The following is a 17,403-nucleotide window of genomic DNA, read 5'->3' as shown; positions in this document are numbered from 1 at the left end:
CCTCTCATGCTGTTTTTAAGATCATTACTGTATTTTTTAGGTTCAACCTTGGTGCTTAGTTTTTTAGTAGCCTTATCATTGTCTTTGTTTTTTTTGCCGATGAAAGTTCGCTATGGAATATTGTCACAATGGGCGTCATTTTGTATGTGGTGGTTAGGTGTAACGCTTAATATAAAGCTTAACGTTATTGGTAAAGAGAATATTCCCAGTCAGGCTAGCGTCATTGTCTCTAATCATCAGTCAACCTGGGAAACGCTCGCCTTACAAACAATCTTCCCACACCAAACTTGGGTACTTAAACAAGAACTTCAATGGATCCCAATTTTTGGCTGGGGTTTAATGCTATTAAAGCCAATTATTATTAACCGTGGTGAAAAACTAAAGGCTATCAAAAAAGTGATGAAACAAGGAGCCGCTAGAATTAAAGAAGGCATATTTGTGGTTGTATTTCCTGAAGGTACGCGCCAATCGTATGAAAAATTGGGTGAATATCAAAATGGTGGCGTCGCCATTGCTAAAAAAACTAATTGTGACGTTGTGCCGGTTTATCACAATGCGGGCAAACTTTGGCCAAAAGGCAGTTTTGTTAAACAACCAGGTACCATAACATTAATTATTGGAAAACCCATTCAATCAACTGGCAAGAACGCCTCAGCACTAACCAAAGAAGTGCGAGATTGGACGCTAGAGATGCAAAAAACTTATTAAATGAACTAATAAGGCAATAGGCGATCTAACAAGCTATTATATTTGAGTTTGTTTTTATATAAATTAATCAAAATTTCAATTTTTTCCAATTGTAGCTCTTGATAATCATCTTGCTCAATAATGGCAAACCTAATATCGCCCCGCCCTGAAAAATATAGATCTAATTCGTTATCAACCTTGTGCTGTTTAATTTGTCTTTGGGTGAGCTTGAGTTGAATTAAACCTTGTTTAATATCAGTTTTTAACTTATTAATAGCAGAGACAACATCTTTTAATTTGTTTTCATATTTAAGCTCAATTTGCCTTTGCTTATATCGATACTTATCCAAATAAACTTGATTAGAGATATCACCACTTAAAGGATATGAGAACACCAGTTTAGTCTCAACAATCGCTTCACTAGACTTCGAGTAACTAGTGTAATTTCCTTTATTGTTTTCTTTAGAGGCGCTAATTGTGAAATCAAAGTCAGCTAATTGTAAATTTTTATACGTTTCAATGGCTCTATTATTTTTTTGCAGCTCAAGATCAATTCGCTGAAGGTCTCTAATATTGGACCGACAATAACGCTTAACATTATCGACTAAATCAACATAAAAAATAGAGGGCAATGTTGGTGGATTCTTAGATAGATTTATTGATTTAACTGAGGATAACAACAAGCCTGATTGTGCTTTTAATTTTGATTTTAAACTCAATAATAGGCGCTTTTTCTTATCGATAAATCTTACCAATACTTTAGTATCTCTTAATTGATTTTTTGTAATTTGTATTCGTATATTCTGTAATTTATTAATAGCTTTATTGATGACATCAATTTGCCATTTAAATCCTACCCAATCAATAAATTCAAATACTTTATCTTCAATAAAATCTTCTTGAATCTCGGCTAAAAGTAGTTTTTCATCTTTATAATCTAGTACTGATAAATCATAGGTTTTTTGGTCAACCACGCCGTCTTTATTTTTAAGTAGGGGTAGCGTCCAGCTAATGCTCGCATCATTCAAATATTCAGTCGTATTTTTGCCTTTTTGATAGCCGTTTTTATCATGCATTTGTTCATCTTTAACGGGTAAAGATCGATCAAAAGATAGGCTTAATTCAGATCCATTTGAGAAAAATTTCTTAGATAAATCTGATGAAACCTTTCTTATGTTTTGGGCTGTTTCACGAGCATAATCGGTACTTGAAATGTAGTCATACTTTTGCTTATCTTTATGAATACGTCCAATCTGAGCACCCACATCCCACGACCAATTTCCATAATTTGCTTGATCACCATCCATCTCTAATTTTTTAATCTTAAGATTGATCATCTCCTTTTCAAAAAATTCGTGACTAATCAATAATTGATCTATAAAATTATTTTGCGTATAAGCTTTAACAGATGAGCTTATAAACAAAATTAATGCTAATAATAACTGCTTCATTATGAACCATTTAAATTAACTAATTATAGATAAGATTAATTTCATATAAAAATTCATTTGGTCAACTATTTTTGGTAAAATTGTCTCGTTATTTTTTTATAATAAAAGATGCAGGGAATACCGACCAATATAAAACTTTTAAGCTTTGCTAAAAAAGGATTGATCTTTTCACAGACTTATACGGTGAAAGACTTTCCAAGAATTAAAGATATTGTTTCTAATGTCGATGATTCGGTTGAAGTTAAATTGAATTTTTATATTGAGAACAACAAAATTCCTTGCATTGAAGGTAATGTGAAATTAGATGTGGCACTTGATTGTCAGCGCTGCTTAAAAGAAGTTAAGCTTCATCTAAATCCAGCCTTCAAATTAGCTTTTATTATTCATGAAAATCAAGCTGAAGATTTAGATCCGAGTTTTGAGACAATTTTGAACGCGGATGAGGAATTTTCAACAATAGAATTTATAACGGATGAGGTGCTAATATCCGTTCCTATGATACCGATGCATTCACATGAATGCCAATCGTACAAGGATGAAAGCCCGGTAACACTGCAAAAGCGTAGAAACCCTTTTGCAGTGTTAGAACAATTAAAAAACTCAAACAAGGAATAAAAGATGGCTGTACAAAAAAGTAGAAAAACCCCTTCAAAAAGAGGCATGCGTCGTTCACATAATGCATTAACAAGTCCTGCATTATCAGAAGATCAAGAAACTGGTGAAACTCACTTACGTCACCACATTACTGCAGATGGTTACTACCGTGGTAAAAAAGTAATCAACACATCAGATGTTCAAGAAGTAGAAGCCTAGTAGTCCATGACTATTAAGGTATCAATTGATGCCTCAGGGGGAGATCATGGCATACCGGTTACAATTGAAGCAGGTATTAAAGCTCTGGGCAAATTTCAAGACCTACAATTAACTTTTGTAGGTGATCAATCTAGTATTGAATCTGAAATTAACAGCCATTCTCCTTCTAAGAAAACTATGTCTAGAATTCAAATTGTTCATGCTACAGAAGTAGTATTAATGAATGAATCTCCTGCCATTGCACTTCGCAAGAAGAAAGATTCTTCGATGCGTGTTGCTATCAATCTGGTTGACTCAAATATAGTAGATGCTTGTGTTAGCGCGGGCAATACTGGCGCCCTAATGGCAATCTCTCGTTTTGTACTTAAAACCATCAAAGGTATTGATAGACCTGCCATCATGGGACGTATGCCAACGATTAAAGGTCATACGCATATGCTAGATTTAGGTGCAAATGTTGACTCTAGTCCACAAGCACTTCTTGAATTTGCTACTATGGGTTCGATTGCTGTTGAGCAAACAGAAGACATTTTGAATCCAACTGTTGGTCTTTTAAATATTGGCGAAGAGGAGATGAAGGGTAATGACAAGATTAAAAAAACCTCTGAGTTACTTAAAGCCTCAAATCTAAACTATCATGGCTTTGTTGAAGGCGACGATATTTATAAAGGCACAGTAGATTTAGTTGTATGTGACGGCTTTGAAGGTAATATAGCCCTTAAAGCTAGCGAAGGTGTTGCTAGTATGATGAGTCATTATTTAAAGCGTGCTTTCACGCGCAACTGGCTAACTAAAATTGTCGCACTAATTGCTATTCCAGTCCTTAAAGATTTTAAATCAAGCCTAGATCCTGGAAAGTACAATGGTGCTAGCTTATTAGGCCTTCGTGGTATTGTAGTTAAAAGTCATGGTGGCGCTGATAGCGACTCATTCTTTATGGCAATCTCTGAGGCTTACACCGAAGTTAATGCTAAAATTATTGATAAGATATCTTCTCAAGTATCAATAGAATTAGAAAAAAATGAATAAATTTGCTCGAATTATAGGCACTGGAAGCTACCTTCCGCCAACCGTTGTTACTAATGATGACCTTTCTAAAACCATCGATACAACCGATGAATGGATTGTTACAAGAACTGGTATCAAGCAACGTCACATCGTTACCGATGAAAGCACTTGTGATTTAGCCGAGAATGCTTCGAAAAAAGCTTTAGAGATGGCTGGTATAGACGCTTCTGAACTTGATCTTATCATCCTTGCTACCACCACACCTGATAAGATTTTTCCAGCAACCGCAACCATGTTACAAAAAGCTATTGGCGCTTCATGCCCTGCTTTTGACTTGCAATCTGTTTGCTCTGGCTTTATTTTTGCACTAACAACAGCAGAGCAATATGTTAAAACTGGTGCCGCTAAGAATGTTTTAGTAGTTGGTAGTGAAACCATGTCAAGAATTGTTGACTGGAATGATCGCTCAACAGCTATTCTTTTTGGCGATGGAGCTGGCGCTGTCATTCTAAGTGGTAGTGAAGAAACTGGCATTCTACATTCTAAATTATTTAGCGATGGTGACTACTTATCATCTTTACACGTTAATAACAACTTTATTAATGAAACTGGTTTTATTGAAATGGCGGGTAATGAAGTTTATAAAATTGCCGTAAATCGCCTATCTGAGCTCGCTGAAGAGACATTAAATGATGTAGGAATGAACTCAGAAGAGCTTGATTGGATGGTACCACATCAAGCCAACATTCGCATTATCTCAAGCGTTGCCAAACGTATTAAAACACCAATGGACAAGGTAATTGTCACTTTGGAAAACCATGGTAATACTTCTGCTGCCTCTATTCCATTGGCTCTTGACGTGGCTGTAAGAGATGGTAGGATTAAAAAAGGTGACAACCTTTTAATGGAAGGTATTGGCGGAGGCTTTAGTTGGGGCAGTGTTTTAGTAAAATTCTAAAACTCTCTAGTTTGCAGCTTTTCAATAAGTCGCTGCAACACCTGAGCATCTAAACTCAAATCACTCAAACAATCATTAGCTTGTAAATACAATGCTTGATAAGCATCTTTGGATTCTTGTAACCCAATAATAGCAGGATAAGTTGGTTTATTTTTTTCACTGTCTGAATGTTGTCGCTTACCTAAAATGCCAACTGGTATCTCAATGTCGAGCACATCGTCTTGTATTTGATAGGCCAAACCAATAGCTTGGGAAAATATCTTTAACGTAGCTCGATCTTGCTCACTGCACTGAGCAACTATCGCACCTAGATCAACTGCACAACTGAGTAATTCTCCAGTTTTTTTACGATGCATGCTTTCAAGTAAATCAATACTAACAGTTTGATCAACAATTGATAAGTCAATTGCTTGCCCTTCAGCCATCTCAAAAGCAGCATGCGTAAGAGATGACAATAAGTCTATTTTTACTTGATTATCCAATAAAGGATCATTTACCAGTACCTCAAAAGCAAGCGCTTGAAGCCCGTCACCTGCTAAGATTGCCTGAGCTTCATCAAAGCGCTTATGACAAGATGGCTGGTTATGGCGAATATCGTCATCATCCATTGCTGGAAGATCATCATGGATGAGTGAATATGCGTGAATAAATTCCACCGCGCAACTACTAGAATCCACCAAATCTAAGTTAGAGCCGAACATATCAGCTACACAATAAGAAAGTATAGGTCTAAAGCGCTTACCACCTGCTAGAACACTATATCGCATTGCTTCAGTTAGCTGACCTTGGGTTGTTAAATACTGATCAAGTCTCGCATTAACCCTAGTGACATATTGGTCAAATTTCATATAAATTAGTTACGAATCATCTAGTGGGACTTCATTGACAAACCCATCTTGTTCGGTAAGTTTTGAAATTTTTTGACTAGCATCGTTAAGTGCCGACTGACAAGATTTAGTTAGCTCAACACCTTTAGAAAAAAAAGCTAAAGAATCTTCTAAACTTAAATCACCAGACTCCATGGTTTTTACAATGTCCTCTAATTCAGTTAAGCCTTTATTAAAATCGAATTTTTTAGTCATAATTTATCGCTTGCCTCCGCCGCCTGCTTTAGAGAGTATTTTATCCATTATTCGACTAGGCAATATCCTTTTCAATAGTGCGAATAATTTAGTTGGAAAAGTCACTCGATAGTGAATTTTTGCTCTAGGCGCTTCTAAAGCATGCAATGCACAGCTAAGAATTGATTCAGGTGCTAATGTGTAAGTAGCTAACTGACTTGATTTTAATCGTTTAATCATGCCTTGATAATTCACCTGATATGCGCTTTTCTCCATATTAACATTATCTTTAAATGCCAGATAAGCATTTGCTCTAAACTGGGAATCAATAGGGCCTGGTTGAATCAGAGATAATTGAATATTCGTATTAATAAGCTCAAGCCTTAGAGTATCTACAAGACCTTCTATAGCAAATTTTGAAGCATTATACGGCCCTCTAAAAGGCATTGCCACAAATCCCAATACTGAGCTTAAGTAAATAATTCTTCCAGAGTTATTTTTTTTCATTACTGGCAAGACTAAATTAGTTAATTCATGCCAACCAAAAAAATTTGCCTGGAATTGATCCTCAAGCACCTCTCTAGATATGTCCTCTAAAGCGCCAACTTGTCCATACGCACCATTATGTATCAATCCATATAAAGTATCTGTTTGTGAGTAAATCTGATTCATAGCAAGCTTAATAGATTCAGAAGAGGTAAGATCTAGCTGATGAGATTTAAGCCCTAATTGCTTAAGCTTTTCCACATCATTTAACTTTCTAGCCGTTGCAAAAACTTGATATCCAGCTTTTTTTAAACCAAGAGCAAGACAAAGCCCAATCCCACTAGAGCAGCCTGTAATTAAGACTGAACGCATTATTTCTGTGCTTTAGTCCAAAAGTCAGCAATAGATTTAAGCTCAGGATTAATGCTTTGTGAACGCAGCACTAAGAAGTCATAGGCCATTCGAAAACCTTTACCTAATAAAATATCTTCAACTTTTTTAGGATCCATTTTCTCAAGACGGTTTTGCATCATCCATGTATCTTTAATGCGAGCTGTTAACCATCTTGGTAGTGAGACCTGCTTAATTTGATTAATAATCACTTCCTCAGAGGCCTGGCTCATAGCCAAATAAGTACTTTTCTGCTTTTTCTTTACGATTTCAAAACGCTCATTTTGAGCTTGCCACAAAAACACTGCAAACAAAAAAGCAGGTGTTACCGGTTTATTTCTCTTGATTCTATTAGAAGTATTATTAAGGGCGATTTTAATAAATTCATTCTTATGTGTTTGTCTGAATAAATGCTTCAAAAGATCGTATTTTTCTAAACGTTCAAAAACTGAAAAACCATATTCATTGTGAAATAATTTAATACACTCTTCATATAAGCGGGCAGGTGAAATATTGCTAAGTAATGAGGCTTGCTGGTGAATGGCGTCTTTAATTTCTTCACTCAATTGAAAATTAAGCTTTGTTTGAAATCTAACAGCTCTAATCATACGAACTGGATCCTCTTCAAAACGTACCATTGGTTCTCCAATGATATGAATAGTCTGAGATTCAATATCTTGCAGGCCACCAATATAATCAATCACCTCTTTTGTGTTGATATCATAATATAGCGCGTTAACTCTAAAATCACGACGAACCACGTCTTCTTCAATTTTTCCATAGCAGTTATCACGCACAATGACACCGCTTTTAGCCGTTTTAACTTGACCAGATCTAAACGTTGCTACCTCTAAAAATTTTCTTGCAGAAAACATGACATGTACTAAGCGAAAACGCCTACCAATTAAACGAGAACGTTTAAATAGCTTATTTACTTGCTCAGGTTTGGCGTTGGTAGCAATGTCAAAATCTTTTGGCTTAAGCCCCAATAATAAATCACGTACACAACCGCCAACTAGGTAAACTTCAAAACCAGCTTTGGTAATAGTCTGAACTACTTTAATTGCATCCCTATCAAGCAGTCTTTGATCAAAATCAACAGACTGACGAACGATGGCAGTATTTTTCTTTTTACGAAATATGTTGAAGATCGACAATCGGCTTAGGACTCCACCCATTTTTTTGATGTTCTGCAACAACAGTTGTATAAACACCGCCACGCACATTAAAAATAGCTTTTAAACGCATGAATCTTGGATTAGTTGCTTTCACTAAATCATTTAAAATTTCATTAGTGACTGCCTCATGAAAAGCACCTTCATCACGAAATGACCAAATATACATTTTTAATGATTTAAGCTCAACACAAGCTTGATCCGCAATATATTCCAAATGCAGAGTCGCGAAATCTGGTTGACCTGTTTTAGGGCATAGACAAGAAAATTCTGGCATATCGATTTGAATAACAAAATCACGCTCAGGATTAGGATTATCAAAAACTTCAAGTTCTTTAGTAGGATGTGAAGACATGGTTTCTCTATGTTAAAAATTATGTTATTTTACACGCCTATATAGACTGTTGAAATAGCGATGCTAAAAAGGTTTTTTTATTAGTTGACCTATTTTTCCATGGCGATAAGCATAAAAAACAAAAATAATTAGCAAGACTAGTAAATGCACCCACCACAGCCCTATTACTGGCAACGTATCACCCCTCTCCAGACTGGATTTAGCTATCAATAATGCATTATTGTAAATAATAAACACTATAACACCCACTAGAACTCCCAGATTTTTACCGCCACGTGGTGAGGTTTTTCCCAGTAAAATCGCAAAAATAGATAAAATTAGCACACTTATAGGCTGAGAGAGTCGCCATTGCCATTCTGCAATCTCTCTTGCATCACTTGAAAATATAATATCTAGTGTTGATTTTGATTCAGTTTTAGTCTCAATATTATTGCTTTGACGTTTTTCACCATCAATAATTTGCATATCATATTGTCCGAAATTCAGAATTTTTTTGTTCATTTCTGATGGGAATCCATGATATCTGTTGCCGTCTTTAAGGCGTAAATAAACACTCTTAGTATTAATGTCAGTATATTTTTGAGCCTTTGCAGCAAGTGTAATAATTGGCTGATTATCAACCAAAGTATAGATAAAAATTTCTTCCATATCTTGAGTTGATTCACCATCAATATTTTTTACTTTTGACGCATAAAAAACAATATCACCGTCCTTAAACTCTTGAAATTCACCTTCTTTAATAAAAGAAAATTTTGATGAATTTTCACTGCGATCCATTATCATACTGCGCTGTTGTTTTGACCAGGGAACAGCAATCGTGGTCAAAAATAAAATAAAGATAAAAATAACAATAACGACTGGCTGAATAAAAACCATCAGATGCTTATCGCCAATACCTAGCGAGTTCATCACGACCGCTTCAGAATCTTTGTAAGACTTACTGATTGCTAAAATAATTGCTAAAAATAAAGATAAAGATAGTACTAAGGGTACATCTCGAATCATTTTAAAACCAACTAATGGCAATAGATCAGCAATTGGAATTCCTTTTTCTAGACTTTCCTTAATAACTGAAACTAATTGATTGCCAAAAATCACTAAATCAAGAATTATAAAAACAGCAGCCATTATCATTAACACATTACGTATTAAATATTTAGCAAGAATGCTGTTTTGTAGTTTAAGTGCCTGTGTAATGGCAGATGACATTTGCATGCTTTAAGTATACTTAAAGCAAAGAAAGATTACTTCTTTTGTGACATTGAGGCAAAGAATTCATCGTTGGTTTTGGTTAGCTTTAATCTATCTATCAAGAACTCTGCAGCCTCTACAGTATCCATAGGGTGTAGGATTTTCCTTAAAATCCATAGCTTCTGTAGTTCTTTTTCATCAGTGATCAACTCTTCACGACGCGTACCAGAGGCATTAATATTAATTGCAGGGAAAATACGCTTTTCACTTAGGCGCTTCTCTAAATGAAGCTCCATATTACCTGTACCTTTGAATTCTTGATAAATCACTTCATCCATCTTAGAGCCTGTATCAATTAATGCAGTTGCAATAATCGTTATACTGCCGCCATTTTCGATGTTTCTAGCTGCACCAAAAAAACGTTTAGGTCGCTGTAGAGCATTTGCATCCACACCACCTGTTAAAACCTTGCCTGAAGAAGGGGCAACAGTATTGTATGCCCTAGCAAGACGAGTGATAGAATCTAGTAAAATAATGACATCTTTACCCTGTTCTGCACGCCTTTTTGCTTTTTGAATAACTATTTCAGCTACCTGAACATGTCTTTTAGCAGGCTCATCAAAAGTTGAAGCAACCACTTCACCACGCACAGTCCTTGCCATTTCCGTAACCTCTTCTGGGCGCTCATCAATTAATAATACAATCAATTCACACTCTGGATGGTTGTGAGAGATTGAAGAGGCAATATTTTGCATGATCATCGTCTTACCAGCTTTTGGCGGTGCAACTAATAAACCCCTCTGGCCCTTTCCAAAAGGAGCAATTAGATCAATTACTCTCGCTGTAATATCCTCAGTACCACCATTGCCCACTTCCAAGCTAAGTCTTTCATTTGGATGGATTGGCGTTAATGAGGCGAAAGGTACTCGATTACGAACATTTTCAGGATTTTCACCATTCACTTCAGACACTTGAACTAAAGCGAAATATTTCTCACCTTTTTTAGGTGCACGAATCTTACCTGCAACCAAATCACCTATTGATAGATTAAAACGCTTAATTTGATTTGGAGAGATATAAATGTCATCAGCACCTGAAGTATAAGAATCATCACTAGATCTTAAAAATCCATAGCCATCTTGCAAAATATCTAAAACGCCGTCACCGATTACTTCTTCATTGTTAGCTGCTTTAGCTTTAAGAATAATAAAAATAAGGGTTTGCTTTTTTGCACGTGAGATATTTTCAGCACCCAATGATTGGGCTAGCTCTAGTAATTTTTCTGGGGTGGATTTTTTTAACTCTGATAATTTCATGGAATTTCCGTTATGATTTGGTAAGAATTTACCAAATAGATGCTGCAATTAAATTGCAAGTGATTTTAGATATAAGCCATTTAATAAGAAAAAATAGCTGATTCAAACTGATTAAATATTAGTATCAATAAATGTACTTAATTCTGCTTTTGATAAAGCGCCCATTTTAGTTGCAGCAACTGCCCCATCTTTAAATAAAAGCATTGTTGGAATACCTCTAATGCCATATTTAGGCGGCGTTTGGTCGTTTTCATCAACATTTACTTTGGCAATAATAATTTTGCCATCATATTCATCGGCAATTTCATCCAATACTGGCGCTAATGCTTTACAAGGTCCACACCATTCGGCCCAAAAATCAACCAATACGGCTTGCGATGAATTAATAACGTCAGCTTCAAAGCTGGCATCTGTAACTGCTAAAATTTTGTCGTTCATAAGTTTTTTGAAATTATTTTGAAATGAAAAAGATACAACAGAACTGTTGCAATACAACATATTATATCAGTATTTATTTGATAAACAAGCTTTTATAGTCTTTCTTCTAGTGCTATTTTTAAGCTAGATTGCTGTAATTTATCCAGAGGCTTGTTATTAATATCACTAACAAAAAATACATCTTCAACACGCTCACCCATAGTTGAAACTCTTGCATTAATTAATGAAATGTCCATCTCATAAAATACATAAGCAATATTAGACAGCACACCCACTCTATCCAGAGTGCTAATCTCTAATTTGGTTAAATGCCATTTTTTCTTTTCACTAAGATTAATATGAGTTTTATTGTCGAAGTATCGATGCGAATAATTTGATTGTGGCTTGGCAACATCAACTTCAGGATTTCTTAATGCTCTTGAAATAAGTTCATTTAAGTCTAGTCCTTCCAAATTTTTATCTTGCAAAATACTAATAGTGTTATAAGCCTTGTTATCTTTGGTGGTTAGTATTTTGGCATCAACAATATCCAATCCAGCACGCTCTACCACACTTACCAGGTTAAAGAATAAACCTTTAAAATCATCGCATAATACAAAAATATCAACGACATTATTTTCTGAAATTTTTGAACTAATGGTAATTAACGACGCATTATTACTAAATTGCAAGGATAAATGCCATAACATATCGTCAAGCTCATAACGCAAATAATAATCCTTAGGGAGGCATTCTAGTATTTTATGAACAAAATTCATTTCAAAACCTTGGGCAATACAAGCTTCGATTAATGCCTGCTTGTTATTGTCAACTCTCTGACTATTACTCAGTAAAGTTTCTGTATCACTATTCAAATATTGCTTGGAATGCCTAAAAAGCTTTTTTAATAAGGCGTCTTTCCAGTCATTCCAAAGATCATCTTTAGTGGCTCGGATATCTGCCACAGTTAATAAATATAAATACTCTAAAAATTCTAAAGAGCCAACTTCATCACAAAAGTTTTTAATTACCAATGGGTCATCAATATCTTGTTTTTGTGCCACACTTGACATCAATAGATGTTTTTCCACCAGATTTATAACCAAGCTTGTATCATCAATATTAAGTTGATGGCTCTTGCAAAAAACCTGCGCATCTTGCATGCCTAATTTTGCATGATCTCCACCCCTTCCTTTGGCTATATCATGGAAAAGACCTGCCAATAACAGCAACTCCGGCTTTTTAATATTATTTGAAATTTCACTACATAAGCTAAATTCATGAGCAAATTCATTGATAAAAAATCGTCGCAAATTGCGAATGACAAACAATGTATGTTGATCAACGGTAAATGCATGAAATAAATCATATTGCATTAAGCCTACAATCTTACCAAATGCAGGAATATAAAGCTCAAGAACGCCGAATCTGTTCATGAGCTTGAGTGCCTTATTAACGCCTTGATTCTGTTGCAAAAGCTCAATAAAAAGACGATTGTTGTTACGTTTTTTATAATAGTTTTGATCAATTAAATCAAGATTGTCTTGCATTTGCCTTAAAGTTCCGGCGCTAATGCCACGAACATAATTATGCTTAGCAATTAACAAAAACACCTCAATAAATGCAGAAGGGTTTTGACTAAACACCTGGTCATGGTTAGCATGAATATAGCCATATGAAATTCTAAATTGACTGTTCAGATATTGCGTATTAATCACCTTATCTTCAAGAAGTTGCAGTAGAATATCATTCAAGCGGGAAACTTTAGTTACCGTTTGATAATAATCTTTCATAAAGCGCTCAACTGCCATTGAGTCGCCATCTATATAACCAAGCATATCAGCTACTTGTTTTTGATATTGAAATGCCAAACGATCTTCTCGACGAGAAGCAACAATATGCAGTGCAAATCTCACGCGCCATAAAAATAACTGGGTTGTTTTTAAGAGTTCATATTCGTCATTGCTTAAATATTTTGCTTTAACTAGATCAAATAAAGTATTTACGCCAAAATACCATTTAGCAACCCAAGCAACGGTTTGAATATCACGCAAACCTCCAGGGCTTTCTTTGATGTTAGGCTCTAAATTGTAAGCTGTATCTGAAAACTTGGCATGTCTAGCTCGTTGCTCTTTTTGTTTTTCAACTAAAAATGATTGCGAAGACCAATCACTCGCCTTGATGACACTTTTCATTTTATCTAAAGCGCTATCAAGACCAACAATTAGACGAGACTCTAACAGATTGGTGACAATGGTTAGGTCATCTATAACTCTCACACAATCTTTAATGTCTCTTGTTGCATGACCCACTTCAAGCCCAACATCCCATAAAAAGGTTAGAAACTGAGAGATCTTCTCTTGATGAGTTTGATGTGAGTCGTTTGGAATTAAAATAAGTAGATCGATATCTGAATATAAATGTAGCTCACTGCGTCCATAACCACCAACAGCAATCAATGAAATTTGACTAGGCATATCAAAACCTTGCCAAATATCTTTTAATAATTCATCAACCCCGTTTGCCCTTGCAAGAACAAAACCTTCAACGGCAATGGTAGAATTTAAAAAACCCTCTTGTAGAGAGTTTTGTAGGTCTTGATATCGAGTTTTATAATCACCTAGCTTCATAGTTAGATGATAACTTATTAATGAGAATTTTGAGTAATATAATCAAGTGCCATTTGCAGCCTAACCAAAGTCCGCTTTTTGCCAACTAGTTGCGCCACGACATCAATATTACCAGCATTACCATTACCACTTAGAGCCAAGCGAAACGGTTGACCTATTTTTCCAAAGCCGATATCAAGCTCATCACAAACCTGTTTAATTTGCTCTTTAATATTAGTAGCAACCCAATCGTCTAGTGCGCTAAGTTTTGTCAATAATAACTCAATAGATTGGCTATCTTTAAATTGCTTGGCGGATAATTTTTCATCAAATTTGTCAAAGTCTTGATAAAACATTTTTAACCCATCAACCATTTCTACCAAGGTTTTTGAGCGCTCTTGCAAATGCTTAACGACTGTCTCAATAGCCGGACCATTTGAAACATTAACCGACTGATTTTCCAAATGCCATGCTAAGTTTTCAAGCAAATGCTTAATACTGGAAGATTTAATATACTCTTGATTGAGCCAAATAAGCTTTTCTTGATTAAAACTAGCCGGCGCTTTATTGATATTTTTTAACTCAAATAATTCTACCATTTCTTTCAATGAGAACACCTCTTGGTCGCCATATGACCAGCCTAGGCGTACCAAATAGTTCAATAATGCTTCTGGTAAAAATCCTTCATCACGATAAGCCATAACACTGACGGCACCATGGCGCTTTGAAAGCCTTGCACCATCACTACCTAAAATCATAGGTAAATGTGCAAATTTTGGCAAATCCCAGCCTAGAGCTTTATATAAATTAATCTGTCTAGGAGTATTGTTAATATGATCATCGCCACGAATCACTGTATCAATATCCATATCATGATCATCTACAACAACTGTTAAATTGTAAGTTGGGGTAGTGTCACTCCGGGCAATAATCAAGTCATCCAGCTCTTTATTTCCAATTGAAATTTGACCTTTAACTGCATCATCAAAAGTCACAAAACCTTCTAAAGGATTCTTAAAGCGAACCACGCCAGCACTAAGATTTTTATCTCGACAACAACCATCATATTTAGCTTTTTCGCCTTTTTCAGTGAGTTCATCACGTAATACTTGTAAACGCTCTTTTGAACATTCGCAATAGTAGGCTTTATCTTCAATTAATAATTGCTCAATAATTTCTTTATAACGATTAAAGCGATCTGTTTGATAAAAAGGCCCCTCATCATGCGTCAATCCCAGCCATGCCATACCATCTAATATAGCATCAACTGATGCCTGAGTTGAGCGCTCACGATCTGTATCTTCAATACGAAGTACAAACTGTCCTTTTTGCTTTTTAGCCCAAGCCCAAGCAAAAAGTGCTGTTCTAGCACCGCCTATATGTAAGTAGCCCGTTGGCGAAGGTGCAAATCTTGACTTCATGCTTCGCTAACTTCTGCCGCTTTATCATACCAATGCTTGGCTTTTTCAAGATCTTTCTCAACCTCTTTACCATCCTCGAACAGCATACCTAAAGTATACATAGGGCCAGGAATACCAAATTCAGCAGCTTTTTCAAACCATTCAACAGCCTTATTAATGTCTTTCTCAACACCTTCACCCATCATATAAGCTACGCCAATCATATGATGTGCAAAATTATGACCTTGTTCAGCTGCTTTCATGAAATTTTCAAAGCCTAAAGGTTGGTTTTCAACCATACCTAAACCATTCATTTGCATCATCCCAAGTCTCCACTGGCTCTCAGCATTACCTTGCGTTGCAAGTGGTGCTAATAATTGGTATGCCATAGTAAAGTTTTTAGTGTCAAAAGCTGTAACACCACTGGTTAGATCTGCGTCGTAAATATCTGTAGAATTAGAATCAGAATTAGAATTTTTCACAAGTTTTCTCTAATATAAAAAGACAATAATTTTACACCGAGACTGTTGTTATAATGGCTAATAATTAGAAAACTACCTACTCTTTACGTGGAATTTAACCAGCAAGAAAACAATCAAAATAGTGTTATATCAATAGAACAAGGGTTAGTTCAGCTAGGCCATACACAGATAAAAATACCATGTTTTATTTCTAGAAGTTTTTTTACTGAAACAAAAATTAACACAATTGAAGATATTAATAAAATTTCACTTTTTTCGTTATCTAATCAAGATGATATCGATATATTGATTATTGGCACAGGCGCATCTCCTAAATTTTTAACAGCTAAACAACAGGTCGATATTCAACAAATGAACATTGGCACTGAAAGTATGAACAGTGAATCAGCCTGTAGAAGCTTTAATCTTCTATTGTCAGATGCTAGAAACATTGGTTTATTGTTATTATGAAGCTTTTTAGTATTGCACAATTGCGTCATTATTGGCATTACTTTAAAATGGACACACCTTTATTCTTAATGATTATGGCACTAAGCTGCTTTGGTCTTGTCATTCTTTATTCAGCCTCTTCTGAATCAATATCGACTCTTTACAAGCAAATTTTTCATTTTGCATTAGCTTTTAGCGCTATGCTTATTATTGCGCAAATTCCGCCTTATTTGTTACAGCGCTTCTCCCCCTATTTGATGCTATTTGGTATTTTTTTATTAATTTTAGTTTTACTATTTGGCTCCAGTAGTGGTGGCGCACAACGATGGTTAGATCTTGGTTTTATGCGTTTTCAGCCTTCTGAAATTATGAAAGTTATTGTGCCTATTGCCATCGCCTCGATCCTTAGTGAAAAAACACTACCTCCGAAACCTTTGCCAATTTTTTTATCTATCTCCTCTATTTTTGTTATTGTTTTTTTAATCGCAAAGCAGCCTGACCTTGGTACTTCATTATTAATTGGTGCCTCAGGATTTTATGTACTTTTTTTCTCTGGCATTCGTATTCAAATTCTTAAAAATCATTGGCTTAATTTTGGTGTAATAAGCTCATTTATTGCTAGTATTGGCTATATTGCCTGGAATTATTTATTACTGGCATATCAAAAAAAACGCATCATGACATTAATCGATCCAAGCTCGGATCCTTTGGGGTCGGGCTATCATATTTTACAATCTAAAATCGCAATTGGTTCTGGCGGTATCTTTGGTAAAGGTTTTGAGCAAGGCTCGCAATCACAGCTAGATTTCCTTCCAGAACATTCCACTGACTTTATCTTTTCTGTGATTGCTGAAGAGTTAGGACTAATGGGGGTACTATTTTTATTCACCTTATATGGTTTGATTATCTTCAGAGCTTTTGTTATTTCATTTCAATCAGAAGACAATTTTTCTAAGCTTTTAGGTGCTAGCCTTACTCTGACCTTCTTTACCTATATTTTTGTCAATATTGGCATGGTATCTGGACTGCTACCTGTTGTTGGTGTTCCATTACCATTTATTAGCTATGGTGGCTCATCACTCATTACTCTTATGTCTAGCTTCGGCATTATTATGTCTATTCGCAAACATAAGACTCCAAGATACTTACAGCGATAATGCCTATATTCTTAATAT

At 35.4% G+C, this 17,403-nt stretch carries 19 protein-coding genes; 7 read left to right on the top strand and 12 right to left on the bottom strand.

Going from position 1 to position 17,403, the window contains the following annotated elements; translation table 11 throughout:
* The first annotated feature begins 6 nt into the window (after window positions 1-6).
* Window positions 7-708, top strand: a complete 702-nt coding sequence (locus N9Y32_02215) for a 1-acyl-sn-glycerol-3-phosphate acyltransferase (GenBank protein MDB2589824.1) — start codon at window positions 7-9, stop codon at window positions 706-708.
* Window positions 709-713: 5 nt separating this feature from the next.
* Here N9Y32_02215 and N9Y32_02210 read toward each other — a convergent pair whose 3' ends face one another.
* Window positions 714-2,138 (bottom strand): TolC family protein, encoded by a 1,425-nt coding sequence (locus N9Y32_02210; protein ID MDB2589823.1) that lies wholly within the window; start codon window positions 2,136-2,138, stop codon window positions 714-716.
* A gap of 108 nt (window positions 2,139-2,246) precedes the next feature.
* On the opposite strand from N9Y32_02210, the gene N9Y32_02205 reads away from it, so the two are divergent.
* Genes N9Y32_02205 through N9Y32_02190 form a run of 4 tightly spaced genes read left to right on the top strand, consistent with a single transcriptional unit; the run spans window position 2,247 to window position 4,917 of the window.
* Window positions 2,247-2,753 carry a YceD family protein gene (locus N9Y32_02205; protein ID MDB2589822.1) on the top strand — a complete coding sequence of 169 codons (507 nt, stop codon included), beginning with the start codon at window positions 2,247-2,249 and terminating at the stop codon, window positions 2,751-2,753.
* A 3-nt stretch (window positions 2,754-2,756) separates the two neighbouring features.
* Window positions 2,757-2,951: a 50S ribosomal protein L32 gene (gene rpmF, locus N9Y32_02200; protein MDB2589821.1), complete on the top strand. Its 195-nt coding sequence runs from the start codon at window positions 2,757-2,759 to the stop codon at window positions 2,949-2,951.
* Window positions 2,952-2,957: 6 nt separating this feature from the next.
* Entirely contained in the window at window positions 2,958-3,980 is a 1,023-nt protein-coding gene (gene plsX / locus N9Y32_02195) for a phosphate acyltransferase PlsX (GenBank protein ID MDB2589820.1), read from the top strand.
* Window positions 3,973-4,917: a ketoacyl-ACP synthase III gene (locus N9Y32_02190; GenBank protein MDB2589819.1), complete on the top strand. Its 945-nt coding sequence runs from the start codon at window positions 3,973-3,975 to the stop codon at window positions 4,915-4,917. Before plsX ends, N9Y32_02190 begins: the two co-directional genes overlap by 8 nt.
* Here N9Y32_02190 and N9Y32_02185 read toward each other — a convergent pair.
* From N9Y32_02185 to N9Y32_02135, 11 genes are all read right to left on the bottom strand, one after another.
* Complete coding sequence (locus tag N9Y32_02185) at window positions 4,914-5,765, bottom strand: polyprenyl synthetase family protein (protein MDB2589818.1); 852 nt, start codon at window positions 5,763-5,765, stop codon at window positions 4,914-4,916. The two genes, N9Y32_02190 and N9Y32_02185, sit on opposite strands and share 4 nt — an antisense overlap.
* Before the next feature lie 9 nt (window positions 5,766-5,774).
* A complete protein-coding gene (locus tag N9Y32_02180) occupies window positions 5,775-5,999 on the bottom strand; it encodes an exodeoxyribonuclease VII small subunit (GenBank protein MDB2589817.1) in 225 nt (74 codons plus the stop codon).
* 3 nt (window positions 6,000-6,002) lie between these two features.
* Entirely contained in the window at window positions 6,003-6,836 is an 834-nt protein-coding gene (locus N9Y32_02175; GenBank protein MDB2589816.1) for an SDR family NAD(P)-dependent oxidoreductase, read from the bottom strand.
* Window positions 6,836-8,032, bottom strand: coding sequence for a polynucleotide adenylyltransferase PcnB (gene pcnB / locus N9Y32_02170; GenBank protein ID MDB2589815.1), 1,197 nt, complete (start codon window positions 8,030-8,032; stop codon window positions 6,836-6,838). The genes N9Y32_02175 and pcnB overlap by 1 nt, the downstream gene beginning before the upstream one ends.
* Window positions 7,986-8,384, bottom strand: a complete 399-nt coding sequence (gene queF / locus N9Y32_02165) for a preQ(1) synthase (GenBank protein MDB2589814.1) — start codon at window positions 8,382-8,384, stop codon at window positions 7,986-7,988. Before queF ends, pcnB begins: the two co-directional genes overlap by 47 nt.
* Window positions 8,385-8,447: 63 nt before the next feature.
* Window positions 8,448-9,599: an LPS export ABC transporter permease LptF gene (gene lptF, locus N9Y32_02160; protein MDB2589813.1), complete on the bottom strand. Its 1,152-nt coding sequence runs from the start codon at window positions 9,597-9,599 to the stop codon at window positions 8,448-8,450.
* Window positions 9,600-9,628: 29 nt separating this feature from the next.
* A complete protein-coding gene (gene rho / locus N9Y32_02155) occupies window positions 9,629-10,891 on the bottom strand; it encodes a transcription termination factor Rho (protein MDB2589812.1) in 1,263 nt (420 codons plus the stop codon).
* Between the two features lie 111 nt (window positions 10,892-11,002).
* Entirely contained in the window at window positions 11,003-11,329 is a 327-nt protein-coding gene (gene trxA, locus N9Y32_02150) for a thioredoxin TrxA (GenBank protein ID MDB2589811.1), read from the bottom strand.
* Between the two features lie 92 nt (window positions 11,330-11,421).
* Window positions 11,422-13,938, bottom strand: coding sequence for a [protein-PII] uridylyltransferase (gene glnD / locus N9Y32_02145; GenBank protein ID MDB2589810.1), 2,517 nt, complete (start codon window positions 13,936-13,938; stop codon window positions 11,422-11,424).
* A gap of 17 nt (window positions 13,939-13,955) precedes the next feature.
* Window positions 13,956-15,338 (bottom strand): glutamate--tRNA ligase, encoded by a 1,383-nt coding sequence (gltX, locus tag N9Y32_02140; protein ID MDB2589809.1) that lies wholly within the window; start codon window positions 15,336-15,338, stop codon window positions 13,956-13,958.
* Window positions 15,335-15,799 (bottom strand): sel1 repeat family protein, encoded by a 465-nt coding sequence (locus tag N9Y32_02135; protein MDB2589808.1) that lies wholly within the window; start codon window positions 15,797-15,799, stop codon window positions 15,335-15,337. The genes gltX and N9Y32_02135 overlap by 4 nt, the downstream gene beginning before the upstream one ends.
* Window positions 15,800-15,886: 87 nt before the next feature.
* Here N9Y32_02135 and N9Y32_02130 point away from each other — a divergent pair, with 87 nt between their 5' ends.
* Both N9Y32_02130 and rodA read left to right on the top strand, forming a co-directional pair.
* Window positions 15,887-16,249: an Mth938-like domain-containing protein gene (locus N9Y32_02130; GenBank protein MDB2589807.1), complete on the top strand. Its 363-nt coding sequence runs from the start codon at window positions 15,887-15,889 to the stop codon at window positions 16,247-16,249.
* Window positions 16,246-17,385 carry a rod shape-determining protein RodA gene (rodA, locus tag N9Y32_02125; GenBank protein MDB2589806.1) on the top strand — a complete coding sequence of 380 codons (1,140 nt, stop codon included), beginning with the start codon at window positions 16,246-16,248 and terminating at the stop codon, window positions 17,383-17,385. Before N9Y32_02130 ends, rodA begins: the two co-directional genes overlap by 4 nt.
* The last annotated feature ends 18 nt before the right edge of the window (window positions 17,386-17,403 follow it).

This window comes from Candidatus Thioglobus sp. (genome assembly GCA_028228555.1).
Classification (GTDB): domain Bacteria; phylum Pseudomonadota; class Gammaproteobacteria; order PS1; family Pseudothioglobaceae; genus Thioglobus_A.
The sequence above is the reverse complement of the archived record's forward strand: the minus strand, read 5'-3'. Positions and strand labels throughout refer to the sequence as shown.

Bases quoted from the DNA above. Each gene is read 5' to 3' on its own strand.
- N9Y32_02215 (MDB2589824.1), top strand. From the start codon at position 7: ATGCTGTTTTTAAGATCATTACTGTATTTTTTAGGTTCAACCTTGGTG.
- N9Y32_02210 (MDB2589823.1), bottom strand. From the start codon at position 2,138: ATGAAGCAGTTATTATTAGCATTAATTTTGTTTATAAGCTCATCTGTT.
- N9Y32_02205 (MDB2589822.1), top strand. From the start codon at position 2,247: ATGCAGGGAATACCGACCAATATAAAACTTTTAAGCTTTGCTAAAAAA.
- rpmF (MDB2589821.1), top strand. From the start codon at position 2,757: ATGGCTGTACAAAAAAGTAGAAAAACCCCTTCAAAAAGAGGCATGCGT.
- plsX (MDB2589820.1), top strand. From the start codon at position 2,958: ATGACTATTAAGGTATCAATTGATGCCTCAGGGGGAGATCATGGCATA.
- N9Y32_02190 (MDB2589819.1), top strand. From the start codon at position 3,973: ATGAATAAATTTGCTCGAATTATAGGCACTGGAAGCTACCTTCCGCCA.
- N9Y32_02185 (MDB2589818.1), bottom strand. From the start codon at position 5,765: ATGAAATTTGACCAATATGTCACTAGGGTTAATGCGAGACTTGATCAG.
- N9Y32_02180 (MDB2589817.1), bottom strand. From the start codon at position 5,999: ATGACTAAAAAATTCGATTTTAATAAAGGCTTAACTGAATTAGAGGAC.
- N9Y32_02175 (MDB2589816.1), bottom strand. From the start codon at position 6,836: ATGCGTTCAGTCTTAATTACAGGCTGCTCTAGTGGGATTGGGCTTTGT.
- pcnB (MDB2589815.1), bottom strand. From the start codon at position 8,032: ATGGGTGGAGTCCTAAGCCGATTGTCGATCTTCAACATATTTCGTAAA.
- queF (MDB2589814.1), bottom strand. From the start codon at position 8,384: ATGTCTTCACATCCTACTAAAGAACTTGAAGTTTTTGATAATCCTAAT.
- lptF (MDB2589813.1), bottom strand. From the start codon at position 9,599: ATGCAAATGTCATCTGCCATTACACAGGCACTTAAACTACAAAACAGC.
- rho (MDB2589812.1), bottom strand. From the start codon at position 10,891: ATGAAATTATCAGAGTTAAAAAAATCCACCCCAGAAAAATTACTAGAG.
- trxA (MDB2589811.1), bottom strand. From the start codon at position 11,329: ATGAACGACAAAATTTTAGCAGTTACAGATGCCAGCTTTGAAGCTGAC.
- glnD (MDB2589810.1), bottom strand. From the start codon at position 13,938: ATGAAGCTAGGTGATTATAAAACTCGATATCAAGACCTACAAAACTCT.
- gltX (MDB2589809.1), bottom strand. From the start codon at position 15,338: ATGAAGTCAAGATTTGCACCTTCGCCAACGGGCTACTTACATATAGGC.
- rodA (MDB2589806.1), top strand. From the start codon at position 16,246: ATGAAGCTTTTTAGTATTGCACAATTGCGTCATTATTGGCATTACTTT.